The 25,318-nt window shown below is 65.4% G+C and carries 22 protein-coding genes and 1 tRNA gene; 13 read left to right on the plus strand and 10 right to left on the minus strand.

Annotated elements, in window-relative coordinates; genetic code table 11:
• The first annotated feature begins 15 nt into the window (after window positions 1-15).
• Entirely contained in the window at window positions 16-147 is a 132-nt protein-coding gene (locus J2S32_RS15690) for a hypothetical protein (protein ID WP_301298619.1), read from the plus strand.
• A 176-nt stretch (window positions 148-323) separates the two neighbouring features.
• Window positions 324-2,174, plus strand: a complete 1,851-nt coding sequence (locus J2S32_RS05285) for a DEAD/DEAH box helicase (protein WP_253517483.1) — start codon at window positions 324-326, stop codon at window positions 2,172-2,174.
• Window positions 2,175-2,194: 20 nt separating this feature from the next.
• Here J2S32_RS05285 and J2S32_RS05290 read toward each other — a convergent pair whose 3' ends face one another.
• The 5 genes from J2S32_RS05290 to uvrC all read right to left on the minus strand — a co-directional run bounded on the left by J2S32_RS05290 (window position 2,195) and on the right by uvrC (window position 7,702).
• The gene (locus J2S32_RS05290) at window positions 2,195-3,022 is read right to left on the minus strand and encodes a universal stress protein (RefSeq protein ID WP_253517486.1); all 828 of its coding nucleotides are present in this window, start codon (window positions 3,020-3,022) and stop codon (window positions 2,195-2,197) included.
• Between the two features lie 157 nt (window positions 3,023-3,179).
• On the minus strand, window positions 3,180-3,671 hold the full coding sequence (locus tag J2S32_RS05295) for a hypothetical protein (RefSeq protein ID WP_253517491.1): 492 nt from the start codon (window positions 3,669-3,671) through the stop codon (window positions 3,180-3,182).
• 105 nt (window positions 3,672-3,776) lie between these two features.
• Window positions 3,777-4,061, minus strand: a complete 285-nt coding sequence (locus J2S32_RS05300; RefSeq protein WP_253517495.1) for a GIY-YIG nuclease family protein — start codon at window positions 4,059-4,061, stop codon at window positions 3,777-3,779.
• Between the two features lie 139 nt (window positions 4,062-4,200).
• Window positions 4,201-5,544 carry a hypothetical protein gene (locus J2S32_RS05305; protein ID WP_253517498.1) on the minus strand — a complete coding sequence of 448 codons (1,344 nt, stop codon included), beginning with the start codon at window positions 5,542-5,544 and terminating at the stop codon, window positions 4,201-4,203.
• A gap of 193 nt (window positions 5,545-5,737) precedes the next feature.
• A complete protein-coding gene (gene uvrC, locus J2S32_RS05310) occupies window positions 5,738-7,702 on the minus strand; it encodes an excinuclease ABC subunit UvrC (protein ID WP_253517501.1) in 1,965 nt (654 codons plus the stop codon).
• A 64-nt stretch (window positions 7,703-7,766) separates the two neighbouring features.
• Between uvrC and J2S32_RS05315 the strand changes: the two genes are divergently transcribed.
• The 3 genes from J2S32_RS05315 to J2S32_RS05325 all read left to right on the plus strand — a co-directional run bounded on the left by J2S32_RS05315 (window position 7,767) and on the right by J2S32_RS05325 (window position 11,968).
• A complete protein-coding gene (locus J2S32_RS05315; protein WP_253517503.1) occupies window positions 7,767-9,050 on the plus strand; it encodes an APC family permease in 1,284 nt (427 codons plus the stop codon).
• Between the two features lie 275 nt (window positions 9,051-9,325).
• The gene (locus J2S32_RS05320) at window positions 9,326-10,756 is read left to right on the plus strand and encodes a peroxidase family protein (protein ID WP_253517506.1); all 1,431 of its coding nucleotides are present in this window, start codon (window positions 9,326-9,328) and stop codon (window positions 10,754-10,756) included.
• Between the two features lie 39 nt (window positions 10,757-10,795).
• On the plus strand, window positions 10,796-11,968 hold the full coding sequence (locus J2S32_RS05325; protein WP_253517509.1) for an NAD(P)/FAD-dependent oxidoreductase: 1,173 nt from the start codon (window positions 10,796-10,798) through the stop codon (window positions 11,966-11,968).
• A 22-nt stretch (window positions 11,969-11,990) separates the two neighbouring features.
• On the opposite strand, the gene J2S32_RS05330 is transcribed toward J2S32_RS05325, so the two are convergent.
• Window positions 11,991-14,732, minus strand: a complete 2,742-nt coding sequence (locus J2S32_RS05330) for a hypothetical protein (RefSeq protein WP_253517512.1) — start codon at window positions 14,730-14,732, stop codon at window positions 11,991-11,993.
• A gap of 224 nt (window positions 14,733-14,956) precedes the next feature.
• Between J2S32_RS05330 and infA the strand changes: the two genes are divergently transcribed.
• From infA to J2S32_RS05360, 6 genes are all read left to right on the plus strand, one after another.
• Window positions 14,957-15,202: a translation initiation factor IF-1 gene (infA, locus tag J2S32_RS05335; RefSeq protein ID WP_047806247.1), complete on the plus strand. Its 246-nt coding sequence runs from the start codon at window positions 14,957-14,959 to the stop codon at window positions 15,200-15,202.
• Between the two features lie 6 nt (window positions 15,203-15,208).
• On the plus strand, window positions 15,209-15,784 hold the full coding sequence (locus J2S32_RS05340; RefSeq protein ID WP_253517531.1) for a Maf family protein: 576 nt from the start codon (window positions 15,209-15,211) through the stop codon (window positions 15,782-15,784).
• Window positions 15,777-16,775 carry a ribonuclease E/G gene (locus J2S32_RS05345; RefSeq protein WP_253517534.1) on the plus strand — a complete coding sequence of 333 codons (999 nt, stop codon included), beginning with the start codon at window positions 15,777-15,779 and terminating at the stop codon, window positions 16,773-16,775. Before J2S32_RS05340 ends, J2S32_RS05345 begins: the two co-directional genes overlap by 8 nt.
• Window positions 16,765-16,953, plus strand: coding sequence for a DNA gyrase inhibitor YacG (yacG, locus tag J2S32_RS05350; protein ID WP_253517537.1), 189 nt, complete (start codon window positions 16,765-16,767; stop codon window positions 16,951-16,953). Before J2S32_RS05345 ends, yacG begins: the two co-directional genes overlap by 11 nt.
• An 88-nt stretch (window positions 16,954-17,041) precedes the next feature.
• Window positions 17,042-17,116: transfer RNA gene (locus J2S32_RS05355), tRNA-Phe, on the plus strand.
• 50 nt (window positions 17,117-17,166) lie between these two features.
• On the plus strand, window positions 17,167-18,489 hold the full coding sequence (locus tag J2S32_RS05360; protein ID WP_253517541.1) for a cation:proton antiporter: 1,323 nt from the start codon (window positions 17,167-17,169) through the stop codon (window positions 18,487-18,489).
• Here the strand turns inward: J2S32_RS05360 and J2S32_RS05365 are convergent.
• The 3 genes from J2S32_RS05365 to J2S32_RS05375 are packed head-to-tail and all read right to left on the minus strand — an operon-like array spanning window position 18,486 to window position 21,501.
• Window positions 18,486-19,742: an adenosylmethionine--8-amino-7-oxononanoate transaminase gene (locus J2S32_RS05365; protein WP_253517544.1), complete on the minus strand. Its 1,257-nt coding sequence runs from the start codon at window positions 19,740-19,742 to the stop codon at window positions 18,486-18,488. The two genes, J2S32_RS05360 and J2S32_RS05365, sit on opposite strands and share 4 nt — an antisense overlap.
• The gene (gene bioD, locus J2S32_RS05370; protein ID WP_253517546.1) at window positions 19,739-20,359 is read right to left on the minus strand and encodes a dethiobiotin synthase; all 621 of its coding nucleotides are present in this window, start codon (window positions 20,357-20,359) and stop codon (window positions 19,739-19,741) included. Before bioD ends, J2S32_RS05365 begins: the two co-directional genes overlap by 4 nt.
• Window positions 20,356-21,501, minus strand: coding sequence for an 8-amino-7-oxononanoate synthase (locus J2S32_RS05375; protein WP_253517550.1), 1,146 nt, complete (start codon window positions 21,499-21,501; stop codon window positions 20,356-20,358). Before J2S32_RS05375 ends, bioD begins: the two co-directional genes overlap by 4 nt.
• 149 nt (window positions 21,502-21,650) lie before the next feature.
• On the opposite strand from J2S32_RS05375, the gene purC reads away from it, so the two are divergent.
• The gene (purC, locus tag J2S32_RS05380; protein ID WP_253517555.1) at window positions 21,651-22,454 is read left to right on the plus strand and encodes a phosphoribosylaminoimidazolesuccinocarboxamide synthase; all 804 of its coding nucleotides are present in this window, start codon (window positions 21,651-21,653) and stop codon (window positions 22,452-22,454) included.
• A 107-nt stretch (window positions 22,455-22,561) separates the two neighbouring features.
• On the opposite strand, the gene J2S32_RS05385 is transcribed toward purC, so the two are convergent.
• Complete coding sequence (locus J2S32_RS05385; protein ID WP_253517558.1) at window positions 22,562-24,820, minus strand: TonB-dependent receptor; 2,259 nt, start codon at window positions 24,818-24,820, stop codon at window positions 22,562-22,564.
• A 263-nt stretch (window positions 24,821-25,083) separates the two neighbouring features.
• Between J2S32_RS05385 and purS the strand changes: the two genes are divergently transcribed.
• Entirely contained in the window at window positions 25,084-25,317 is a 234-nt protein-coding gene (gene purS, locus J2S32_RS05390) for a phosphoribosylformylglycinamidine synthase subunit PurS (protein WP_253522952.1), read from the plus strand.
• Window position 25,318 lies beyond the last annotated feature (1 nt).

The following is a 25,318-nucleotide window of genomic DNA, read 5'->3' on the forward strand; positions in this document are numbered from 1 at the left end:
TGCCCTCCAGGTAAGATGAAGGCGCAATATGAGCGCTGGTTGACCGGATCATTGCCGGACGAAGAAATCTGCAAGACAATCGAGCCGTTTGTGACCCGCAACTGTAACATCCGGACCGGCCGCCAGATCGGCGTTTGCGAGCGCTGATTTCGCACCTGCAAAATATCGCAAGCCAAACCGGCTCGGATACGCTATAGGCGGTCCCGAGCGTGCAGGTGCAAAACCCGCCGACGCACCCCTTATCCGCGCCAGCCGGGCGCATTGCTACACCTCCCCCTCCTCCTCGCGTCGCATCCCGCGATGCCTCCGTTCTATCGAGTCCTATGTCTTTCGAAACTCTCCCGCCGGTTCTCGGCGAAGCGCTGGCCGCCCGCGGCTATGCAGCCCCCACCCCGGTCCAGGCCGCCGTCATCGCCCCCGATGCGGCCGGCCGCGACCTGATCGTCTCCGCGCAGACCGGCAGCGGCAAGACCGTTGCCTTCGGTCTCGCGCTGGCACCCGAACTGCTGGGCGAAACCGGCAACATGCCGCTGTCCGAAAAGCCGCTGGTGCTGGCCATCGCGCCCACCCGCGAGCTCGCGCTGCAGGTCAGCCGCGAGCTTGGCTGGCTTTATGCCGGTGCAGGCCTGCGCATTGCCACCTGCGTTGGCGGGATGGATGCGAGCAAGGAACGCCGCGCGCTGCGCGGTGGGCCCGCGATCGTCGTCGGCACGCCCGGACGGCTGCGCGACCACCTCGAACGCGGCGCGCTCGACCTCTCGGGACTGGTCGGCGTGGTGCTCGACGAGGCCGACGAAATGCTCGACATGGGCTTCCGCGAAGATCTCGAGGAAATCCTCGACGCGACTCCCGATACGCGCCGCACGCTGCTGTTCTCCGCCACCATGCCGCGCCCGATCGAACGGCTGGCCGAACGCTACCAGCGTAACGCACTGCGCCTCTCGCTTGCCGGCGAGACGCGCGGGCATGGCGACATCACCTATCAGGGGATCACCGTCGGCCCGTCCGAAATCGAGAACGCGGTGGTCAACATGCTGCGCTTCCACGAAGCGGAAACCGCGATCTGTTTCTGCGCCACGCGCGAAAGCGTGCGCCGCCTCCACTCCACGCTGCAGAACCGCGGCTTCGGCGTTGTCGCGCTGTCGGGCGAGCATTCGCAGTCCGAGCGCAACCAGGCGCTGCAGGCGCTGCGCGACCGACGCGCCCGCGTCTGCGTGGCGACCGATGTCGCCGCGCGCGGGATCGACCTGCCCACGCTCAGCCTGGTGATCCATGTCGAGATCCCGCGCGATGCCGAAACGCTCCAGCACCGCTCGGGCCGCACCGGACGCGCAGGCAAGAAGGGCACCGCTGCGATCATCGTGCCCTACAATCGCCGCCGCCGGGTCGAAGGCATGCTCCGCGGGGCCCGCATCGAGGCCCAGTGGATGGACGCCCCCACCCCCGAGGCGATCCGCAAGAAGGACCACACGCGCCTCATCGAGAAGCTCACCGAACCGCGCGAGATCGACGAGTCCGATCGCGAGACGGCCGCCGAGCTAATGGCGCGCATGACGCCCGAGGACATCGCCGCCGCGCTGGTCCAGGCACACCGGGCGAAGATGCCCGAGCCCGAGGAGCTGATCGCCAACACCCCCGAAGCGCATGAGAAGGCCAAGGCCGAGCGCCACCGTCCCGGCTTCGAGGACGTGACCTGGTTCCGCATCGACATCGGCCGGCGCCAGAACGCCGAACCGCGCTGGATCCTGCCGCTGATCTGCCGCCGCGGCCACATCACCCGCAACGAGATCGGCGCGATCCGCATCGGCCAGACCGAAAGCTGGTTCCAGGTGCCGCGCGCGGTGGCGGGCAAGTTCGCCGATGCCGTGCAGCGCACCGCCTCGCCCGAGGACGAGCAGGATGCAATCGCGATCGAGGAAGCCCCCGAGGGCCCGCGTATCGAAGCGCGCGAGAACCGCCGCAAGCACGGCGGCGGTGGCGGCGCGGGCAAGATCCACGCGCGTCCCGCAGGCAAGGGTCCCGGCGGTCCGGGTGGTCCCGGCAAGGGCCCCGGTGGCAAGCCGCCGTTCAAGCGCGGCAAGCCTGGCGGCGGCAAACCCGGTGGCGGCAAGCCCTTCGCGGGCAAGCCCAAGTTCAAACCCAAGGGCAAGCCGGGCGGTCCGCGCAAGGACTGATCCGGCCCCCCGGCCCAGCGTCAATGCGTAAGCAATAGCGGGATGCGCACTCCGGTGAGCATCCTGCGCGTCACGCCGCCGAACACGCGTTCGGTCAGGCGCGTATGGCCATAGGCGCCCATGACGAGCAGCCCCGCCTTGCGCGTGGCGGCCTCGGCCTGCAGCGCGGCGGCAACGCCCTCGTCATGCGGCGCGACCTCGATCATCTCGCACGAGATGCCGTGGCGCGAGAGGTAGTCCGCCCCCGCAACTGGCGGCAGGTCGGGCTCCTTCGCCGCTTTCGCCGGTTTCGCGGATTCCTTGACCGTTGCGAGATAGACCGCGCTCGACAGCTTGAGCAACGGCACCGCCGCCTTGAGCGCGTGCGAGGCTTCGGCCGATCCGTCCCACGCGACCAGCGCAGGCGCTTCGGGGTCGATCCGCGTGCAGGTCTCGGGCAGCACCAGCACCGGGCAGGACGCCGACAGCGCCAGCTCGCCCGCGGTGAAGGACGGCGTATCCGGGCCTGCCGACTGATCGCGCGCGCTCACCACCACCAGGTCGTTCAGCGCGGATTCGCGCAGCAGCGCCAGCGCAGCCGGGCCGCCCGCATCGACCCAGTTCCACGACACGCCCTCATTGGCGAGATCGGCCAGCGTCGTCTCGCGCAGCCGTGCTGCCTCCTCGCGCCAGATCGGCACCATCGCGGCAAAGGCGGCGCCCTGGAAATCGAGCACGCCCACCGCTTCATAGGGGATCGCGTGCAGCAGCGTGAGATGCGCATCGAACCGCCGCGCCAGACCAAGCACGGCGTCGAGCCGTCCGGGAAAGCCGTCATCCCCGGCGGCGTTGAACAGGATCGTCTTCATGGCTCGTCTCCCAGTTTGCAGGATGGCCAACGGGCCGATTCCCCGCGTGATGCGGCCAGTATAGCAGCTATCCGGCACGGCTCCTTGATCGAGATCAAACCGTGCGCTGGCATGGACCGCGAACCGCGCGCCCGAAAAGCGTGACTTTTGCAGTGCATCATGCCCGCTCTGCGGCCGCCCGCGTGCGCGACAGCAGCGCAAGAAGCGCGGTTTCATCGGGCTTGCGGACCACGCCGACATAGCGCCCGCCGCGCAGCATGACCTGCCAGATACCGCTCGCCACCCGCCATTCGAGCTCGGGGATCGTGACCTTCCGGTGTGCCTCTCGCGCCGCGCGCGCAGCCTCCAGCGCCGCCTCGAGCCGCGCCCGCCCGGCCTCCGAACGCGGCCGCGCCAGCGCCACGTCCCACGCCGCCGCAAAGCCTTGCGCCCCGGGCCGCGCGCGCAGGCGATAGGCGGTCTCGCGCGCCATCGAAACGCCGCGCGCCGCCGCCGCGACCGAGCGCGTCGCGGCGAGATGTCCGATGAACTCCGCCTGCCGCACGGGCGTCCACCCATCGGCGCGATGACGCAGCGGGACGGCGTGGAACGGCGGGATAGTGATGGAGGGCCTGCGGGGGCGAGCGGCGCGCGGAGGATAGTGCTTCATCCGCGAGGGTAAGGCACAGGATAGGGCATGTAGGAAAGTCCTACCACTACGAACGTCATCCCAGCCCCACGACGTCATCCCAGCGAAAGCTGGGATCGGCCGCAATCAAAGAACCACGCCGAACAAATCGTCCCACCCAGGATTCGCAGCCTCGATCAATTCGATCTTCCACGCACGCTTCCACGCCTTCATCGCCTTCTCGCGCGCGATCCGGTCCTCGATGCTGTCATGCTCTTCGGCATAGACGAGCCGCGTCAGCCCGTATCGACGGCAGAAGGCCGAGCCCTTCCCCTCCCGATGTTGCATGATCCGTTGCGAGAGGTCGGCGGTCACGCCAATATAGAGCACGCCATCCTTGCGGTTGCTCATGATGTAGACCCATCCACTCATGCACCCCGAAAGCTAACAGCGTGTGGCGAGCGATCCCAGCTTTCGCTGGGATGACTGAGTTGGGATGGGAAGCGGTCTTTTGAACCGATGGGTTATCGACCCGAATTTCGCCGAACTATTTGGCCTCTCGGCCGAGCTTTCATGCAGATTCGCGAAATCTCAGGAGTGCGCCCGCTTGATAGAGCCAGTGACGCCCATCGTTTGCTTCATCAACTTTTCTATATAGCGATTCTATATCATCTGAGTACGTTTCCTGAACTTCGATAGGTAGTTTGCCAAATAGCACTGCTAAAGTCTTTCCAGTTTCTCGGTTGCGATAGGGATTTTCCAATACTTGTCCTGCCCGCTTTATTCCTTCTACAATACTTGGAGCCAAGGATAGTAGTTCATCGGGGCTCAGCTGAAGGACCTTTATTGAATGGACTGTCAATTGCAATGTGGGATCAGCTATCGCTTCTCGCACATCCACAATGTCGCGCTCCAGCTGCAATTTGATCGCCTGCTGCATCCTATTTTGAACTTCCTCAGAACCCGTTGCCCTACGCTCATCTGGAGCTGTGTGTGCAAGACCGAGCGCAATGGCCAGAACTCGCACATCGGCGCCATAACGTGCCTGGGTAGATACTATCGGGGTGAAGCTATCGCGAGAAAAACCTTTAAAGCAGTCCCAACTGGGGGCACCTGAATTGAGTACGCAACCTAAAATGGGCCTTGGGAACCATGGGAATGGCGCAGCTGTACCGCCTTTCAGAACAAATTCGTTCCCGTCAGGCATTAGGACCCGATTTTCGACTAGTTTGACAGGAAGGCCTTCAACTGAAGTTTCTGCTAGTATTGAGTTTATCTCAACAATCGGCTTTGATGGTTTGTCCGGCATTGTCAAAGAACAATGACGAGATGCTAGTCGTCTCCGACCTAGTGGTTCGCCATCGTGAAAACCGTAGACATGAATAAAGGCAGAGCGCATCACAGGGTCTCCACGAATTTCGTCACACATCTCCCTTTCGAGGAGGCGCGTTGAGAGATACCCTTGGGTTATATTTTCCTTTTCGGCATAAGCTACATGAAGGCCAAAATCCTGTGTGAGAGTTCCATTGTAGGAATTTGCACCGCCCTTAAAGACTAATGCATGCCGGTCCTGATCAAAAGGGATCGAGACAGAGGCATTCGTGACATCGAATTGGGAACGTAAATTTTGCAGGGCTCTGTGGTCGCTATACGCAATTGAAAAATACCAACCAAAATATGCGAAGGGTATTAAGAGCCACATGAGAGAAGTTCGAGCTACCGGCACCCCAAAGCGGCGAACAGGAGTTTCAAGTGCCAATCCGAGCATACCTAGATTGAGTAGCGCGCCCGTCCAAAGCGGGGCGCCTAACACCATCAAAACCACACCGATAAGCGGTATCATTTGCAAGCCATAGAGTATCGCGACAATGGGAAAAGCGAGCACTGAAACCGGCACTCTCGAGAGAATTCGCATTTGTGATATCCTCATCGATGCAACGTCGCATTGATGCCTGAAATTCGACGGTTACTTTTAACGCATAGATACTAAATCCTGCTTAATCTCTCGCATTCATTCGCGAATGTCGAAATAGACTTCCCAAACATAACGTGAGCTTCATCTCGGTACGTTGATGACTGAAATGGGGTCGCTTGCGGCCAGCCAGCCCTCACCCGCCCGCGTGGTAGAAATCATACACCTGCTGCGCCACGCCCGCGCTGATGCCCGGCGCGCGTTTCAGGTCGTCCAGCGCCGCGGCCCTTACCTTCCCCGCGGTGCCGAAATGCAGCAGCAGCGCGCGTTTGCGCGAGGGGCCGATACCCGGGATTTCGTCGAGCGGTGAGGCGGTGATCGCGCGGCTGCGTTTGGCGCGGTGGGCGCCGATGGCGTAGCGGTGGACTTCGTCGCGCAGCGTCTGGAGATAGAACAGCAGCGGCGAATTGACCGGCAGCGTCTTTTCGCGCCCGTCGGGGAAATGGAACACCTCGCGCCCCTCGCGCCCGTGATGCGGGCCCTTGGCGATGGCGATCAGCGGGACGTCCTCGATCCCCATTTCCTCCAGCGTGTCGCGAACGCTCGACATCTGCCCCTTGCCGCCATCGATCAGCACCAGATCGGGCCAGATCGCCTCGTGCCCCTTGCCCTCGGTGCGCGCGTCGAGATCGCGCCCGCTCTCGGCCAGCTTGCGGAAGCGGCGTTCCATCACCTCGCGCATCATGGCGAAATCGTCATTGGTCTGCGCGGTCTTGATGTTGAACTTGCGGTACTGGCCCTTCTCGAAGCCCTCGGGGCTGGCGACGACCATTGCGCCCAGCGCCTTGTCGCCCTGGATATGGCTGTTGTCGTAGACCTCGATCCGCTGCGGGACCTCTTCCAGTTCGAGGAATTCGGTGAGCTCGCGCAGCACCTTCGCCTTGGTCCCGGTCTCGGCCAGCCGCCGCTCGAGCGCCTCGACCGCGTTGCGGCTGGCCTGCTGCATCAGCTTGCGCCGCGTGCCGCGTTGCGGAATCGAGATCGCCACGCCGTGCCCCGCCTTTTCCGCCAGCGCCTCGGCAACGAGGTCCTGTTCGGGCAAGGCGCGGTCGACGAGGATGGTGCGCGGCGGCGGCACTTCCTCGTAGAATTGCAGCAATACGTCGGACAGCACCTCTTCCTTCTCGAGCTCGCCCGTATTGCGCGGATAGAAGGTGCGGTGGCCCCAGTTCTGCCCGCCGCGGATGAAGAAGGCCTGCACCCCGACCTGCCCGCCCTTGGCGGCCAGCGCGAAGACATCGGCATCGCCCACGCCCTGCGCATTGATCGCCTGGCTGCCCTGGATGAAGGTCGCCGCGCGCAGCCGGTCGCGCAGGATCGCGGCGGTCTCGAAATCGAGCTCCTCAGCCGCCTTCGCCATCTGTTTTTCCAGATCCTGCTGCACCGCGCTCGACTTGCCGCCGAGGAAGTCCTTCGCCTCGCGCACCAGTTTCTCATACCCCGGCTCGTCGATACGGCCGACGCAGGGCGCGCTGCAGCGCTTGATCTGGTAGAGCAGGCAGGGCCGGTCGCGATTGTTGAAGAAGCTGTCGGTGCAGCTGCGCAGCAGGAACAGTTTCTGCAGCGCGTTGAGCGTCTTGTTGACGCTGCCTGCGCTGGCGAAGGGGCCGTAGTAATTGCCCTTGGCCTTGCGCGCGCCGCGATGCTTGGTGATCCGCGGGAAGGCGTGGTCGGCGCGCAGCAGGATGAAGGGGAAGCTCTTGTCGTCGCGCAACAGCACGTTGAACGGCGGGCGGTAGCGCTTGATCAGCTGCGCTTCGAGCAGGAGCGCTTCGGCCTCCGAATTGGTGACCACGATTTCCATCGCGCGGCATTGGCTGATCATCCGCTGGATGCGGTTGGTGAGGCCCTTGATCTGCGTGTAATTGGCGACCCGCGCCTTGAGGCTGCGCGCCTTGCCGACATAGAGCACATCGCCGCGCGCATCGAGCATCCGGTAGACGCCCGGGCGCGGCTTGAGCGTCTTCACCGTTTCGCGGATCGCGGCAATGCCGGCTTCCAGATCGGGCTGCGCACCGGCCACGGTCTTGGTGGCGCGGTCCTCGTGGAACCGCTCCTTGCCTCTCGGATCATGCGGGGAACCGGCTTTCGTGCGCGACATGCAAAGGGAGATAGTGCGCCGCATCGGCTTGTGCAAAGCCGGTTTTGCCGCCATCCCCCGGGCGATGGACCCAACCAAAATTGCACCGCCGCGCACGGTCGGCTTCTGGGGCACCTCGCTGTTCCCGCTCAACGGGATGATCGGCGCGGGGATTTTCGCGCTACCCGCAGTGCTGGTGGCGGCAGTGGGCAACTTCGCCCCGTGGATGATGCTGGTCGGCGGGATCCTCTTCCTGCCGCTGGCGCTGTGCTACGCCTGGATGGCCACGCGGTTCGAGCATAGCGGCGGATCGGTGCTTTATGGCGAGGCCGCCTTCGGACGCTTCGTCGGCTTCCAGGCCGGCTGGGCGCGCTATGCCAGCGCGATCGTGACCGCGGCAGCCAACATGCATGTGATGGTCGCCTATCTCGCCGCGCTGTTCCCCGAACTGGCGGGGCCGGTCGCTTCGCCCGTCGCGGTGGCGGTGGGGCTGGCGCTGATCACCGCGATCAATCTCTACGGGATGCGCGCCTCGGTCGGCGCGTTGGGCGTGATGACCGCGATCAAGCTGCTGCCGCTGGGCGCGCTGATCCTCTCGGCATTCTTCGCGGGCGGCGAGATGGGGGCAGTGACGCTGCCGCAGTTCAGCCAGGTCGAAACGGTCATCCTGCTGACCTTCTATGCCTTCATCGGCTTCGAGGGCGTGGTCGAGGCGGCGGGCGAGTTCAAGCATCCCAAGCGCGACGTACCGCTGTCGATCGTGACCATGGTGAGCGGGGTGACGCTGCTCTACATGGCGATCATCTGGGCCTTCATCGCGATCGGCCCCGAGTTCGCGGGCGAGGACAATGCGCTGGCGGGCGTCGCGGGTGCCTCGATGGGGCAGATCGGGTCACTCGCGATCGTCGTCGCGGCCAGCTTCAGCATCGGGGCGAACAATTTCGCCAGCGGCGTGGCGCAGCCGCGGCTGATGTACGGCATGGCCGAGCGCGGCATGCTCCCGCGGTGGTTCGAATATGTCCACCCGCGCTTCCTCACCCCGTTCAACGCGATCCTGTTCTACGGCGTGGTGGCGATGCTGTTCGGCCTGTGGGAAGGCTTCGAAGTACTGGCGATCGCGGGGACGCTGGTGCGGCTGGTGACCTATATCGTGACCAGCTGCGCGCTGCCCGTGCTCGAACACCGCGAGGGGCGGATCGTCCCGTTCCATCTGTTCTGCGTGATCTTCGCGGTGGGCAGCTCGCTGTTTATCGCCGCCCAGGCGCAGGCGCAGGCGTGGCTGGTGCTCGGCGGGTTTATCGTCGCAGGCACGCTGCTGTATGTCATCGCGGCGCGGCAAAAGCCCGAGTACCCGATCGACGAGGCTTAGCGCGGCTGGCGGCGACACGCCGGGCGCCCCTATAATACAATACATCTATTACAGTGATCGCCTGATCGCTTCTAAAAGACGAAAAATGCGTTGATTAGATATACTTGGCGATAAACGCGCCGCTACCGCCCTGTAGTGGGCGGCGCAATTCTACAATTCTTCCGATCTTTTCAAAGACATTGTCCGCTCACTCGAGTCGGAATGAGTCAATGAGAACCGTCGATTATGGCGGCGTACGGTCGCGTCTGCAAAACATAGCAAACAGGAGACCGCCAATGTCCGGCCATGAACATCACGGAATGAAGCCCCTCGAAGGAATGAGCGCCTATTGCCGGCGCGGGCACCAGCCCGGCCACCAGCGCGACGATCGCTTCGGACGGTTGTTCCCCAAGCTCAGCCCCGCCTACATCCCCATCCACACGCTCGAGGCGATCGGCCGCAAGGGCGGGCCGATGGATGGAAAATCCAAGAACGACCGGACCGATACCGTCCCCGTCGGCATGGTTTTCTTCGGCCAGTTCGTCGATCACGACATCACGCTCGACGCGAGCACCACCTTCGACAGCGTGGTCGACGATCCGGGCGAGATCGCCAATGTCCGCACGCCCACGCTCGACCTCGACTGCGTCTATGGCGTCGGGCCCGAAGCGCAGCCCTATCTCTACGAACAGGCGGGCGCGTTCGCGGGCGCCAAGCTGCTGACCGGGAGCGACAATCCCGGCCAGGCGGGCGAGCGCGACCACGATCTGCTGCGTAGCCCCAACGGCCGCGCGATGATCGGCGATCCGCGCAATGACGAGAACCGCATCATCAGCCAGCTGCAACTGGCGATCATCCGCTTCCACAACCACGTTTGCGACACGCTGCATGCGGAAGACGGCTTCGAGGGCGAGGAACTGTACGAACACGCCCGCGAGGAAACCACCTGGCATTACCAGTGGGCGGTGGTGAACGATTTCCTCGCCGCCATGTGCGGCCGCCCGGTCGTCGAGCGTATCCTCGGCTGCGGCCGCGCGCATTATTGCGGCGACACACCTTTCATCCCGATCGAATTTTCAGTGGCTGCCTATCGCTTCGGCCATTCGATGATCCCGATGAAAATCCAGGTGCAGAAGGGCAAGTCGCCGCTCGAACTGTTCGGCGCGATCCTGGGAGGCGGTTTCGATGCGCTGGGTACGCCCGATGGCGTGGTCGACTGGCACGAATTGCTGTTCACCCCGGCCAACCGCCAGGTCGAACGCGCGCAAAAGCTCGACCTGCTGTTGGCGGGGGACCTGCTGCAATTGCCGTTCATCACCAATGCCGAAAACTCGCTCGCGACGCGCAACCTGCTGCGCGGCAATGCCTTCCTGCTGCCCGGCGGCGAGAAGGTGGCCGAAGCGATCGGCTGCGATCCGAAATGGACCGCCAAGGTGAAGAAACGGATCGCCAAGCTGTCCGACGCGGTCGATGGCGCGCTATCCGAACACGGCGTCCCGCTGTGGCTGTGGATCCTTGCCGAAGCCGAGGTGATCGGACGCGCGGAAAGCGACGGCAGCACCAAGGAAGGCGAAGCGCTCGGCCCGGTTGGCGCAACCATCGTCGCCGAGACGATCATCGGCCTGCTCGAAAATGACGACCACTCCTATCTCGGCAGCAACCGCAACTGGTCGCCGCGGCCTGAGTGGGACACGCTGGGCAAGCTGGTGACCGTCGCACAGCCCTAAAGGCTTGCACACCGCCCCCGCGCGGCTAGGGCGCTTCGCATGGAACATGGCTTCGATGCGATCGTCCTGGGCGCCGGGGCTGCGGGCCTGATGTGCGCGGCGCGTGCGGGGCAGCGCGGGCGCCGCGTGCTGGTGCTCGAACGCGCGAGCGCGCCGGGGAAGAAGATCCTCATCTCGGGCGGCGGGCGCTGCAATTTTGCCAACATCGGCGCGGGTCCGGCCAATTACCTGTCCGCCAACCCGCATTTCGCCAAATCGGCACTCGCACGCTACACCGCGCAGGACTTCCTCGAACTGGTCAAAAGCTACGGCATTGCCTGGCATGAAAAGACGCTCGGCCAATTGTTCTGCGATGGCTCGGCCAAACAGATCGTTGCCATGCTGCTCGAAGAATGCGCCAAGGGCGGTGTCGAGATCCGCTGCGACGAGGAGGTCACGCAGGTCGAACAGGGCGACGGGTTCACCGTCACCACGCAATCGGGCACCTTTTCCGCTCCTTCGTTGGTGATCGCCACCGGCGGGCCGTCGATCCCCAAGATGGGCGCGACCGGCTTCGCTTATGATCTTGCGCGGCAGTTCGGCCTCAAGCTGGTCGAGCCGCGCCCCGCGCTGGTCCCGCTGACGCTGGGCGGCGAGGAAGTGCTGTTCCGCGATATTTCGGGCGTGTCTGCACCGGTCGTCGTATCGGCCGATAAGGCCAGCTTTGCCGAAGCCGCGCTGTTCACGCATCGCGGGCTATCCGGCCCGGCGATCCTGCAGGCCAGTTCCTACTGGCGGCCGGGCGAACCCCTGTTCGTGGACTTCCTGCCGCAGCGCGACGCGGCCTGGCTGCTCGACGCCAAGCGCGCCAACCCGCGCGCGGGCCTGCGTGCGCAATTGCGCGACGCCTTCCCCGCTCGGCTGGCGGATATTCTGACCGACAAGCTCGCGCTCGAAGGCGAGCTGGGCAATCTGCCCGACAAGGCGCTGCGCGCCGCGGGCGAACGGCTCAAGCGGTGGGAATTCCGCCCCAATGGCACCGAGGGCTTTGCCAAGGCCGAGGTTACCGTCGGCGGCATCTCGACCGCCGAACTGTCATCGAAGACGATGGCCGCCAAGCGTATCCCCGGCCTCTATGCCATTGGCGAGGCGGTCGATGTGACCGGTTGGCTGGGCGGCTACAATTTCCAGTGGGCCTGGGCGAGCGGGGTCGCGGCGGGCGACGCGCTGTAATTTCGCGCGCCGCCCCCTGCCGCTAGAACATCTTGCGCAGATCGACGCCGATATAGCGCCCGACCGGGTCGATCCGGCGCGGGTCATAGGCTTCGGGGACAAGCCCGCTAGCATCGACCACGCGGCGCTGTCCGTCGAACACATTGTCGAGCACAAAAGCGACGCGGAAGCCCTTGAGGAAGCCCTCGTCGCGTTCGAGGATTTCCCCGAGATCGGCGAACAGGCGCAGGTCGAAGGTTACCAGGTCGCCGAAGAACAGATCGCTCGATCCGGGCAGGCCGCTACCGCGCAGTTCCGCTTCGCCGAGGTAATTGCCCGACAGGCGCACGCCATACCCATCGATGAACATCCCGGCTTCGAGCCGCGAGGTGTGCTCGGGGATCGCGCCGCTACCCAGCACGAAGCCGTCGAGTTGGTCGAACACCGGTCCGCCAGCCGCCAGCGTCACTTCGTTTTCGAGCGCGATGGTGTGATTGAGGTTGACGAAATAGCGCCCGCCCGAGCCGCCACGCCGGGCGAAGGGGTTCATCCCGCCGCCGCGCTGCTGGCTTTCGCCCTGCGGCGGACCACCCGCGCCATCGGCGGCACACGTGCGCTCGCGGAAGGCCTTGAGCCGCTCGGGATCGATCTCGCCATCTTCGCCGCGCAGCCGTTCGAGCATCTGCGGCGGCAGCTGGTCAAGCTGCGGCGGTTCGGCGCACAGCGCGGTGCGCAGCTCGGCAAAGCGGCCGATATCGGCCTCGCCCTCGGCGCTGCACAGCCGCTGGCGGAGCATTTCGACACGCGCCGGATCGGGCTCGCCATTCTCGTCGAGCAGGCGGGCCCGCATCCCCTCGGGCAGCTGCGACAGGTCGGGTGTGCCGGTAGTGGGTGCGGCGCACAGTTTTTCGCGCATCGCAGCAAAGGCCGCAGGATCGAAGCGCGAACCGCCTGCGCCGCCACCGGGTCGCCCGGCACTGCGACCAGCCGCTGGCGAACCGCCGCGGCTGCTTTCGTCGCTATCCGAACCGCCGAAGCTGCCGCGGGTCGACAGACCGAAGCTGAGCGTACGGCTGCGCGTTTCGTACAGCGTCACCGGGCTGCGGTCGATCGCCAGCAATTCACCCGCCCCATTGCGCGTCACGCGATCGGGAAAGGCCTGTTCGAAAGCCGAGGTGAACGCGGGCGAGGACAGCGTGACATCGCGCGAGCGGTTGATTGCATAATCGGCCTGCAACCGCGTGCCTTCCCAGAAGGGCAATTCCCAGTTCGCGCCGAATTTCCAGTCGGACTGCGTTTCGGCACGCAGGTCGGGATTGCCGCCGGTGATCACCGTGGCCAGCACATCCTGCCCGGTGGCGAAATCGAACACCGAGACGTTGGCCTCGTCGATTCGCGGCGAGCCCAGCGCGCTCAGCCCGGGGGCGACTTCGCGCCAGATCCGCGTCGCCTGCAGGTTGAGGTTTTCGAATGGCGACCAGTTCACGCCCAGGCTCCAGTCCTGCAGCGTGCCGAAGTCCGACAGGTGGTTGATGCCCGCCTGCCCGGAAACCGAGATGTCGCCCACGGCATCGAGGAAGCCGGTACGGCGGCTGGTAAGCGGGACGACGATATTGACGCCGCCCGACAGATCGCCGCGCGTCAGCTGCGTATCGAAGGCGGTACGCGTGTCATCGCTCTCGATCCGCTGCCAGTCGTAACCCACATCGAAGGTGGTCGCGATCTCGCCCGCCGGAATTTCGACCGCGATGCCGCGCAGCGTCACCAGATTGGTCGCATTCCACGTGGTCGAGCGCGAAATATCGTAGCCCGCAGCGGCGCTGCGATCGACTTCGCTGCGCGTCTTGGTGCGGCCGCCGTCGAAGGTAGCGGTCAGTTGGAAGTCGCCGACCGGCTGGGTGTAGCTGGCCGCGGTCGACAGCGTATCGGTGCGGTTGCGCCGTTCGATCGGTTCGAGCACGCCGTCGACCTGGCGCAGGCCCGACAGGCCGATGCTTTCCTCGCGCGAGCCAGTCAGGTTGAGGCTGATCGAGGAACCGTTGTCGATGAAGGCCTTGGCATAGTTCGCCGTCGCCTCGACGCCGTAGCTGTCCGAGACGAGGCTGCGGAACGGGGCTTCATCGGCGACACCGGGGATCGACGAAGCGGTCACCAGGTCGCGCTCGTCCTCGGTCAGCAGGCTGACGTCTTCGACCTCGAGATTGAGGTTGATCCGCGCGCCGTCATTGATCGAGAGGTAGCCGATCTCCTGCTCGTTGCGCCAATAGCCGCCGCGCGCGGGGGCCTCGGCCTCGACTTCCGCAGTGATTGAGGAATAGCTTTCCTGCAGCACGATATTGACCACGCGCTGGTCGGGCGAATAGCCGAAGCGCTGCGCCACTTCCTCGGCAAAAACCTCGATCTTGGCGATGCTTTCGGGCGGATAGGAACGGAATTCGCGGAAGCTGGATACGCGGATGCCGTTGATCAGGAACACCGGCCGGCCGCTGCCGCGCCCGCCGCGCGCGCTGCCCGTCGCGGGTTCGATCGCGGCGATGATATCGGCGATCGAGCTGCCGCCGAACGCCGCGATATCCTCGCTGTCATATTCGGCCACGGGTGGCTGGTCGACGATCAGCTGCCCACGGATGCGCGCGCCGGTGACGACGATCGTCCCGGGTGCGGACAGCACGTCTTCATTGACCTCGGGCGCGGGCTCGGCCGCCTGGCCGGTATCCTGGGCGTGGACCGCCGAGGCCCAGCCAAGTGCGAAGAGCGAAGTTGCGACAAATGATAGGGATTTCAAGCGCAGGGCCTTCCGTCTTAAATTATCCAACCGCCCCCGTGTGGCAGGCTATTGCGACGATGAATGCCGACAGGCAAGCGGGGTTTCCGTATCGGTTTGTCGCTGAACGAATAGGATATACGTTCCGTCGATGGCACTTGGATGCAGCGAGGCTTCCCTTTTCCCCCCGTCACCGCTAAAGGCCGCCGCTCATATTGCACAATCGAACGGATACGAAGACCTACATGGCGAAAGAAGAACTTCTCGAAATGCGCGGCAAGGTGGTTGAACTGCTGCCCAATGCGATGTTCCGCGTCGAGCTCGAGAACGGCCATGAAGTGCTCGGCCATACGGCCGGCAAGATGCGCAAGAACCGTATCCGCGTGCTGGTGGGCGACGAAGTGCTCTGCGAACTCACGCCCTACGACCTGACCAAGGCGCGCATCACCTACCGCTTTATGCCCGGTCGCGGCGGCCCCGGCCCGCAGTAACGGCACGTGGGCCAGCCCACACTCATCCTCGCATCGGCCAGCCCCCGCAGGCGCGAACTCATCGCGCGCCTCGGCGTGGAGCCGGCTGCGATCAATCCCGCCGATATCGACGAAACGCCCGCTGCCGGCGAACGCCCGCGCGACTATGCCATCCGCATGGCGCGCGAGAAGGCGCAGGCCGCCGCCTCGGAGGACGGCTTCGTGCTGGCCGGCGATACGGTGGTCGCCGCCGGGCGCCGCATCCTGCCCAAGGCGGAGGATGCCGCGACCGCGCGGAAATGCCTCGAACTGCTTTCGGGCCGCCGTCACCGTGTGCTGTCGGCGATCGCGCTGCGCGCGCCCGATGGCCATATGCGCGAACGGCTGTGCGAGACCACGGTCCTGTTCAAGCGCCTCTCCGACGAGGAGATCGACGCCTATCTCGCCAGCGGCGAATGGGAGGGCAAGGCCGGGGGCTATGCCATCCAGGGCCTGGCCGAAGGGCTGATCTCGCGCATCCAGGGCAGCCATTCGGGGGTTGTCGGACTGCCGCTTTACGAAACGCGCGCGCTGCTCAAATCCGCAGGGTTCCAGATTGTCTGACAGCCGCGGGCCTGGCAGCGACGGGCCCGAATGGCTGGTCGAACACGGGATCGGCGAAAGCCGCGCATTGCTGATCCACGGCGAAGAGGTGGTGGCCGCGAAATTGCACTGGCCAGGCGATCTCCCGGTCGACAGCACCGCGCTGGCGCAACTGGTGTCGAAGCCCGCCGGGGGTGCACGCGGGCTCGCGCGGATGGCGAATGGCACCGAAATCCTCATCGACCGCATTCCGCCCCGGGCGACCGAGGGCAGCGCGCTGACCCTGCGCATAACCCGCGCCGCGATTGCCGAGCGCGGGCGCTTCAAGCGCGCGCAGGGCCGCGTTATCGAGAGCGAGGCCGACGCACCGCCGCCGCGCGACAATGTCTTCGTGCTGGGCGTTGCGGTCCGCCGCCTGCCCGGGGGCGAGTGGGACGAGATCTGGCATGCCGCCGCCGCGGGCGAGGTCGCGTTCACAGGCGGCGCACTGCTGTTCAGCGTGACACCCGCGATGACGCTGATCGATATCGATGGCGATCTGGCGCCGCGCGACCTCGCGCTTGCCGCGATCCCCGCGATTGCGCGCTGGCTGCGCCTGTTCGACCTCGGCGGTTCGATCGGGATCGATTTTCCCACGCTGGCCGCCAAAGCCGACCGCAAGGCGGTCGATACCGCGCTCGACGCCGCGCTGGCGGGCTGGCCGCATGAACGCACCGCAATGAACGGCTTCGGCTTCGTCCATATCGTCGCGCGGCTGACGGGGCCCTCGCTGCTCCACCGCTTCGCCTCTGCGCGCGTGGGTGCTGCGGCGCGCATGGCGCTGCGCCGCGCGGAGTTGGTCGACGGGCCGGGCGTGACGCTGCTGGCCATCCACCCGGCGCTCAAGGCCAGGCTCAAGCCCGAATGGATCGCCGAACTCGAACGCCGCACCGCGCGCCCTTTGCGGATAGAGACCGATCCCGGGCTTGCGATCGAGGCCGCCACCGCCCAGATCGTGCCGCATGACGAGTAAGCCCCGCCCCTGCCCGATCTGCCGCAAGCCGCGCAGCGAGGAGCACACGCCGTTCTGTTCGACCCGCTGCCGCGACCGCGACCTCGCGCAATGGTTCGGCGATGGTTATGCGGTGCCGGCGCGCCCCGCCCTGCCCGAGGAAATCGCGGCGGAAGTCACCAAGGGGCAGGACGACTAATTACCCCCTTGCCAAGGCGGGCCAGCTTCGCCATAGGCGCGCTCTCATTGCTCGCGGGGCTGTTCAAGCCCCTCCGCCGAAGCAGTGTGCCCGGGTAGCTCAGGGGTAGAGCAGACGACTGAAAATCGTCGTGTCGGTGGTTCGAATCCGCCCCTGGGCACCACTTCGCTGCGATGGCTTCCCCTGCTTCGCCGCCCGCGCTAGTCAGCCGGGATGCATGACACCGCCAGCACCGCGCTTTCCGCTTTCGACATCGCCGCAATCCTTGTCGTCGCTTCGGCGCTGCTCGGCTGGTTCAACCATCATTTCCTCAAGCTGCCGCATGTCATCGGGCTGACCGTGATGGGCGCGCTGGGGGCAATCGGCCTGACGGTGGCCGATGCCTTCATTCCCGGCGTGACGCTCGACGACTGGGTCGCCGACACGCTGCAGCAGATGAATTTCACCGAGACGCTGCTGCAGGGCATGCTCAGCTTCCTGCTGTTTGCCGGCGCGCTGCATGTCGATCTCGACCGCCTCAAGGTCGCGTGGCTGCCCGTGCTGCTGCTCTCCACCGTCGGCGTGATGATTTCGACCGTGCTCGTCGGGCTCGCCATGTGGGGTGTCGGCATGCTGCTGGCGCTGGGGATCGCGCCGATCTGGTATTTCGTCTTCGGCGCGCTGATCGCCCCGACCGACCCGGTTTCGGTGCTCGGCGTGCTGCGGGAAGAGAAGGTTCCGCAATCGCTGCAGAGCGCGGTGGCTGGCGAAAGCCTGTTCAACGACGGCGTCGGCATCGTCGTGTTCATCATCCTGCTCGGCGCGGCGGTGAGCGGGAACGACTTCTCCTTCGCCGAGGGCGCACGGCTGTTCGCGATCGAGGCGGGCGGCGGCATCTTGATCGGGCTCGTCGCGGGCTATGTCGGCTACCGCGCGCTGGCGGGGATGGACGAATACACGCTCGAGGTGCTGGTCACGCTGGCGGTGGTGATGGGCGGCTATGCGCTGTGCAACTACCTGACGCTTTCGGGTCCGCTGGCGATGGCGGTGGCCGGCCTGCTGATCGGCAACCACGGCGTTACCTATGCGATGAGCGACGTGACGCGCGATTACCTCGTCAAGTTCTGGGAGCTGGTCGACGAATTGCTCAATTCGGTGCTGTTCCTGCTGATCGGGCTGGAAATGATCGTGCTGGTCGCGGGTTTCGACGAACTGGTGCTGGCGCTGGCCGCAATCCCGCTGACGCTGGCCGCGCGCGGGGTCGGCATTGTCGTCTCGACCAAGGCGATCCCCGCCGCACGGCTGCAGGACAAGGGCGCGGGCCGCGTGCTGTGGTGGGGCGGGCTGCGCGGAGGCATTTCGATCGCGCTGGCGCTGTCGCTGCCCGCCGGCGAGACGCGCGACCTGATCCTCGCCGCGACCTTCGCCGCAGTGCTGTTCAGCGTCCTCGTCCAGCGCGCCACGCTGGGCCGGCTGATCGAGAAGCTGAAACGCGACCACGCGCCCGCGGTCGAAGACGATACCGCCGCGACAGCAGGCGCGCCGCCTCCGCCTTAGGACGCGGCCACATCGTCTGCTGCGGCAGCGATTTCCGCCCAGACCCGGGCGAGATCGGCATCCTCGATGCAATAGGGCGGCATGACGTAAACGGTGTTGCCGAGCGGCCGCAGCAGCAGGTCTGCTTCGCGGAACCGGCGCAGCAGCTTCGGCCCGAGGTCGGACAGATAGCTGCCGCCCGGATCGCCCAGTTCCAGCGCGGCAATCGTCCCGCAGCGCCGCGCGTTGCGCACCATGGCGTGCTCCGCGAGCGTATCGAGATGCGCCTGCTGCTTCGCTGCCAGCGCCGCGATCCGCTCAGGCACCGGTTCCTCGCGCCAGATCGCGAGATTGGCATTGGCCGCCGCGCAGGCCACCGGGTTCGCGGTATAGCTCGACGAATGGTAGAAAGTGCGTGTGCGGTCGGTGGAATAATGCGCATCCCAGATCGGCTCGCACGCCATCGTCACCGCCAGCGGCATCGCCCCGCCAGTGAGCCCCTTTGACAGGCACATGATATCAGGCACAACATCGGCCTGTTCGCAGGCGGTCAGCGTCCCCGTGCGGCCCCAAGCGGTCATGACCTCGTCGGCGATGAACAGCGTGCCGTGGAAGGCGCAGATCGCGCGCATCTCCGCCAGCACCGCGGGCGGATACATCAGCATCCCGCCCGCCCCCAGCACCAGCGGTTCGACGATGAACGCCGCCGCCCCGCCCGCGCATTCGGCTTCGAGCGCGTCGAGGGTGGGCTGCGGATCATTGCCGGGAAAGGGCACGCGCCCGACATCGAACAGCATCGGCGCATAGGCGGCGTTGAACACCCCGCGCGCGCCCACCGACATCGCGCCGATCGTATCGCCGTGATAGGAATGCTCCATCACCACGATCCGGCTGCGGTTCTCCCCGCGGTGCGTCCAGAACCCGAGCGCCATCTTCAGCGCGACTTCGACTGCAGTCGAACCGCTGTCTGAAAAGAAAACGCGGGTCAGTTCGTCGGGCAGGATCCGGCACAGTTCACGCGCGAGATCCTCTGCCGGTTGGTGCGTCCAGCCGGCGAAGATCATCTGGTCGAGCCGCTGCGCCTGGTCGGCGATCGCCGCCATGATCCGCGGGTGGCAATGGCCATGCGTGGTCACCCACCAGCTCGAAATCGCGTCCACCACGCGGCGGCCGTCCTCGGTGTGCAACACCGCGCCTTCGGCATGCGTGACCAGCGGAACCGGATCGCCCAGCCCGTGCTGCGTGAAGGGATGCCATACGGGGGAGTGGGTCATGTGAAATCCGCCGGGTCAAAATTGTCGGTAAAGGCCCGGGCGAGCGTCGCCGCGTCGAGCGTGCCGAGCAGCGGCAGGCGGCCCAGCCGCTTCACCGCGCCGAGCCGGCAGATCGTCGCCTCGCTATCCTCCACCGCGTCGCCGACAAAGGCCACGCCGTGGATTGCCACCCCGCGCGCGCGCAGCGCTTCGATCGTCAGCAGCGAATGGTTGATCGTGCCCAGCGCGGTGCGCGCGACCACGATCGCAGGCAATCCCCAGCGCGCGAACATGTCGGCGTAGAGCAAGTCCCCGCCAAGCGGCACCAGCGCGCCGCCGGCCCCCTCGACCACCAGCGGGCGCTGCGCGGGGAGTGCCAGCCGGTCGGGATCGATGGCAACCCCGTCGATCTCGGCGGCGCGGTGCGGCGAACAGGGCGTCGCCAGGCGATAGGCCTCGGGCAGCACGCGGGTTTCGGGCAATCCCGCAAGCTTCGCCACCTGCGCCCGGTCGCCGCCCTCATCCAGCCCGGCCTGCACCGGCTTCCAGTAATGCGCATCCAGCGCGCCGGTGAGCGCGGCGGCGAAGACGGTCTTGCCGACGTCGGTATCGGTTCCGGTGACGGTGAATGCACTCATGCGAGAATCTCCGAAAGCGTGTCGGCCAGCGCATCGATCTGCGGCCGGCCGATATTGAGAGTGAGCGAGATGCGCAGGCGGCTGCTGCCCGCAGGGACGGTGGGCGGGCGAATACCGCGGATATCGAAGCCCGCGCTGCGCAGCGCCCCGGCAATCTGCATGGTGCGCGCCTCGTCACCCAGCACCAGCGGCATGATCTGCGATCCGCTGGTGCTGACGCCGAAGGGCGCGAGTTTGCGGGCCGCATAGCCGATCAGATCGTGCAGCGCTTCGCGCCGCTCCGGCTCCTCCTCCAAGATCCTCAGCGCCTCGCGCACGCAGGCAGCCATCAGCGGCGATGGTGCGGTGGAGAAGATGAAGCCCCGCCCGCGATTGATGACATGGTCGCGCATCGCGCGCGGTCCGCACAGCAGCGCGCCTTCGCTGCCCAGGGCCTTGCCGCAGGTGCGCAGCACAATTGCATTATCGCGCCCGTCGATATCTGCTGCCAGCCCCCGGCCGCTATCGCCGAACACGCCGGTCGCATGCGCGTCGTCCGCCAGCAGCACCGCGCCATGGCGATCGGCCAGATCGGTCAGGTCGGCAATCGGCGCGCGGTCGCCGTCCATGCTGTAGAGCGTTTCGACCGCAATCCAGACCTGGCCCGTGGCATTGCGCGCCCGCCAGCGCGCAAGCGCTTCGGCAAAGGCGCCGACGTCATTGTGCGGCACCGCAATGCATTCCGCCCGCGACAGACGCATTCCCTCGTGCGCGCTGGCATGGACCAGGGCGTCATAGAAGATCGCATCGCCGCGCTGGGGCAGTGCCGACAGCAGCACGCTATTGGCGCCGTAGCCATTGGCAAGGAACAGCGCGCTTTCGCAGCCGAAGAAGCGCGCGGCCTCCGCCTCCAGCGCCTCGTGTTCGGGATGATTGCCGCGCAGCAGCCGCGAACCGCCCGAACCAACGGGGACGCCGCGCTCGAGCGCGTCCATCACGGCGTTCTTGAGCCTCCCGCTGCCCGCCAGCGCAAGGTAATCGTTCGAGGAGAAATCGGCGCCGCCGGGAAGCGACAGGCTGCGCAGCCGCGCCGCGCGCGCCAGCCCCGCCAGATCATCGACCTGCGCGGCAAGCGGAGTGTTGGTGGTGCGACCCGTATCCATGCCGCGCGCGCTAACCACCGCGCCGCGTGCCTGCAATTGCTTTCGTCAATCGGCTTCTGTATGGCTCGCTACACGCCCCGGCAGTCGCAATCGCCAGTCGATTCCGTCGCCGGGGCGCAGGCTTTTCTAGCGTGAAGGAATGCATATTCATGGCTCGTCGGCGCCAGATCTACGAAGGCAAGGCCAAGATCCTGTACGAAGGTCCCGAACCGGGCACGATCATCCAGTATTTCAAGGATGATGCGACCGCGTTCAACGCCGAGAAAAAGGGCACGATCAACGGCAAGGGCGTGATCAACAATCGCATCAGCGAATATGTGTTCACGCGGCTATCGCACATCGGCATCCCCACGCATTTCATCCGCCGCCTCAACATGCGCGAACAGCTGGTGCGCCAGGTGGAAATCATTCCGCTCGAAGTGGTGGTGCGCAATGTCGCTGCCGGTACGCTGAGCAAGCGCCTCGGGATCGAGGAAGGCGAGCTGCTGCCGCACACACTGATCGAATATTGCCTCAAGGACGATGCGCTGGGCGACCCCAAGGTCTCCGAAGAGGAAATCGCCTGCTTCAACTGGTGCAGCCATGAAGAGCTGCAGGACATGTCGAGCATGGCGATCCGCATCAACGATTTCCTCTCGGGCATGTTCAGCGCGATCGATATCCGCCTGATCGACTTCAAGCTCGAATTCGGCCGCATCTGGGATGGCGATTTCAGCCGCGTGATCCTGGCCGACGAGATCAGCCCCGACGGCTGCCGCCTGTGGGACATCAACACCGGCGAAAAGCTCGACAAGGACCGCTTCCGCCGCGACCTCGGCGGCGAGAGCGAAGCCTACCAGGAAGTCGCGCGGCGCCTTGGCCTGCTCCAGAACGAAGACAGCGGCCCGGGCGAAGTGCTCGACATGAACGCGCATCGCGGGCGGCTCCGGACCCCGAGCAAGCCGAAGAAGTAACGCGGTCGGCCGCACCCGGCGCAAGCCGCCCGGCGCAGCGTTGGCATAGAAAAAGGGCCGGAGGGATCGCTCCCCCCGGCCCTTTTCTTGGTCGGTCGTCCGCGCGCTTAGTAGCTGACGCGGGCCGAGATACCGAACACGCGCGGATCGTTGACGAAGGCGGTGTTGTTGTTGAAGTCGATGCCGCCCTTCACATTGTCGGCATCGAGGATGTTGCGCACGAAGGCGGCGACTTCGAACGTGCCGTCACGCTTGGCATAGCCGACGCGCAGCCCGCCCTCGATCTGGTTGTTGGTGTTGAACTCGGCGCTTTCGTAGATGAACAGGTTGGTCTTGCCCTGATAGGCCCAGTCGGTGAAGGCGAAGATCTCACCCGCATTGCCCACCGGCAGGCCGTAGCGCGCGGTCACGTCGGCGATCCATTCCGGCGCGTTGGGGAACGGGTTGCCATCCACCAGCGCGCGGGTGTTGCCCGACAGGACCACGGTCGGGTCGGTCACGGTGCACTGCGCACAGATGCCCACAGCCAGCGTGTCGTCCTGGATCTCGGTCTTGTTCCAGCTGACGCCTGCAGTGACGAGGAAGTCGGGCGTGATCTGGAAGGCGCTGTCGAGTTCGAACCCGTAGCCGCGACCTTCCTCGGCATTGACCAGCTGCACGAGGTTGCCCGCGCCGCCCACCGCAGTGAACTGCGGATCGTCGATCGTGTAGTAATAGACTGCGCCGTTCAGACGCACGCTGCGTCCCGCGAATTCGGACTTGAACCCGGCTTCGTAGCTCATGATCTTTTCCGAGGTCGCAATCGACGGTGCCGAACCGAAGGCGACGTCGCGGCCCTGGATGGTCGGCGCGCGGAAACCGCTCGCCACGCGGGCATAGACGCTGGCGTCGGCGCCGACATCGTAGAATGCGGCGAGGTCCCAGCTGATCCGCTCGTCCTTGACGCTGCGCTCCTGCGCATCCGGACCCGAGATGAAGGAGGTCTGCGTCACCGCGAACTGCTTCTCGTCCTCGGTATAGCGCAGGCCGCCGGTCAGCTTGAGCGCAGGGGTGATTTCACCCGTCACCTGGCCGAATACCGCCCAGCTTTCATTGGTGTGGTTGACGGTGACCGGCGGCGGGAACGGGAAGCCGATGGTGGTGACGTCGAAATCGCTGTCGAAGTAGAAGCCGCCGACCTGCCATTGCACCGGGCCGTTCGAATTCGAGGCGATGCGGACTTCCTGCGTGAACTGCTCGAGATCGATCGAATCCTGCGTATCCGATTCAAACGGGATGAAACCGGGACCGGTCTCGATCACATCGCCATTTTCATCGCGAACGATCCATCCACCGTCGATATCGCCGCGGCTGCGGCCTTCGCTGTTGGCCCAGCTGGTGATGCTGGTGAAGGTCGCGAAATCGGCTTCGTAATCGACCTTGGCACTCGCGATCTCGGCCTTGTAGGCGGCTTCGTTACGCCCGCCGGCGTCGTAGAACACCGTGTCGCGGTCGTAATTGTCGTTCAGCTCGTTGTCGCCCGGGCCGAGGATATTGGCGCGGAACAGCGTCGACTGGCCGTCGAGGTCGCGGATCGAGTAGCTGCCGAGGATCGACAGGCGATCGCCGGGAGTGATGAGCAGCTGCGCGCGGCCGGCGACTTCGCTGTAGGCGCCATAGGCATCCTCTTCACCGGTGAAGCCGTTGTCGACCCAGTTGTCGCGCTGCTGCCACAGGCCCGACAGCCGCAGCGACACCACGCCGGGTGCGAGCGGCAGCGTCACGCCGCCATCGGCCGAGATGCTGTTGAAGCTGCCGTAGCTGACCGAACCGTCGACTGCGAATTCGTCACCCGGCTTGACCGTGTCGATCTTGACGATGCCGGCGGGCGTGTTGCGGCCGAACAGCGTGCCCTGCGGCCCGCGCAGCACTTCGATGCGCTCGACGTCGAAGATCGGGAAGGATTTGAGCGTGACGTTTTCCATCACGACGTCGTCCATCACCACCGAGACCGGCTGCGAGGCGGCGAGATCGAAATCGGTATTGCCGAGCCCGCGGATATAGAAGCGCGGTGCGGCGCGGCCGTTCGAGCTTTCGACGAACAGACCCGGCACGCGTGCGGCCAGCGCGGTGATTTCGGCACCGGCATCGAAGATCGTGCGCACGGTGCTGGCATCGAGAGTCGCAGCCGAAACCGCGACATCCTGCAGGTTTTCCTCGCGCCGGTTGGCGGTGACGATAATCGTGTTGAGCTGGCCCGCGCCGGCTTCTGCGGTGCCGGAGGTTTCGGCATCGACATCCTGCGCGAGGGCGGGTTGCGCAGCGAACGCCGCGAAGGCGAGCGTGCTGGCGCCGAGAAAACGGGCAGCGGTGGATCGAATGGTCATGTAGGGAAGTCCTGCTTGAGCGCGCACATGGGGGGCGGCATTTGGAGGGAAGCGGCACGATCGCCGTGCGCATCCCCTAGCAGGTTGCGCGGAAAATGGGCGTGCGACGGGCCGGATCGCGTCAGATTGATTGCAAATGTTGCAATCGCGCTACAATCCGTCGCGCATTTGTCACTCTGATGGCCATCCCCGCTGCGCATGCGCGCGGGCTTGAATGCGCGCGGGTGCTGCGCCATAGGCGCGCCAACACGAAAGGCCTGTCGATGAATATCCGCGTCCATGTTTCGCTCAAGCCCGGCGTCCTCGATCCGCAGGGCCGCGCCGTCCACCATGCCCTCGAAGGGCTTGGTTTCGACGGGGTTGCCGATGTTCGCGTGGGCCGGCTGATCGAACTCGAAGTCGCCGATGGCACGAGCGACGCGGCGCTGACCGATATGTGCGAGAAGCTGCTCGCTAATACGGTGATCGAAAACTACCGCATCGAGAAGGTCGGCTGAT

Source organism: Qipengyuania citrea, from assembly GCF_024171405.1.
GTDB classification, from domain to species: Bacteria; Pseudomonadota; Alphaproteobacteria; order Sphingomonadales; family Sphingomonadaceae; genus Qipengyuania; species Qipengyuania profunda.

Coding starts and splice junctions, on each gene's coding strand:
- bioD (WP_253517546.1), bottom strand. CDS start 20,359: ATGAGTGCATTCACCGTCACCGGAACCGATACCGACGTCGGCAAGACC.
- J2S32_RS05320 (WP_253517506.1), top strand. CDS start 9,326: ATGTCCGGCCATGAACATCACGGAATGAAGCCCCTCGAAGGAATGAGC.
- J2S32_RS05305 (WP_253517498.1), bottom strand. CDS start 5,544: ATGCGAATTCTCTCGAGAGTGCCGGTTTCAGTGCTCGCTTTTCCCATT.
- J2S32_RS05375 (WP_253517550.1), bottom strand. CDS start 21,501: ATGGATACGGGTCGCACCACCAACACTCCGCTTGCCGCGCAGGTCGAT.
- uvrC (WP_253517501.1), bottom strand. CDS start 7,702: ATGTCGCGCACGAAAGCCGGTTCCCCGCATGATCCGAGAGGCAAGGAG.
- J2S32_RS05385 (WP_253517558.1), bottom strand. CDS start 24,820: ATGACCATTCGATCCACCGCTGCCCGTTTTCTCGGCGCCAGCACGCTC.
- J2S32_RS05315 (WP_253517503.1), top strand. CDS start 7,767: ATGGACCCAACCAAAATTGCACCGCCGCGCACGGTCGGCTTCTGGGGC.
- J2S32_RS05325 (WP_253517509.1), top strand. CDS start 10,796: ATGGAACATGGCTTCGATGCGATCGTCCTGGGCGCCGGGGCTGCGGGC.
- yacG (WP_253517537.1), top strand. CDS start 16,765: ATGACGAGTAAGCCCCGCCCCTGCCCGATCTGCCGCAAGCCGCGCAGC.
- purC (WP_253517555.1), top strand. CDS start 21,651: ATGGCTCGTCGGCGCCAGATCTACGAAGGCAAGGCCAAGATCCTGTAC.
- J2S32_RS05290 (WP_253517486.1), bottom strand. CDS start 3,022: ATGAAGACGATCCTGTTCAACGCCGCCGGGGATGACGGCTTTCCCGGA.
- J2S32_RS05285 (WP_253517483.1), top strand. CDS start 324: ATGTCTTTCGAAACTCTCCCGCCGGTTCTCGGCGAAGCGCTGGCCGCC.
- J2S32_RS15690 (WP_301298619.1), top strand. CDS start 16: ATGAAGGCGCAATATGAGCGCTGGTTGACCGGATCATTGCCGGACGAA.
- infA (WP_047806247.1), top strand. CDS start 14,957: ATGGCGAAAGAAGAACTTCTCGAAATGCGCGGCAAGGTGGTTGAACTG.
- J2S32_RS05365 (WP_253517544.1), bottom strand. CDS start 19,742: ATGACCCACTCCCCCGTATGGCATCCCTTCACGCAGCACGGGCTGGGC.
- J2S32_RS05295 (WP_253517491.1), bottom strand. CDS start 3,671: ATGAAGCACTATCCTCCGCGCGCCGCTCGCCCCCGCAGGCCCTCCATC.
- J2S32_RS05360 (WP_253517541.1), top strand. CDS start 17,167: ATGCATGACACCGCCAGCACCGCGCTTTCCGCTTTCGACATCGCCGCA.
- J2S32_RS05300 (WP_253517495.1), bottom strand. CDS start 4,061: ATGAGTGGATGGGTCTACATCATGAGCAACCGCAAGGATGGCGTGCTC.
- purS (WP_253522952.1), top strand. CDS start 25,084: ATGAATATCCGCGTCCATGTTTCGCTCAAGCCCGGCGTCCTCGATCCG.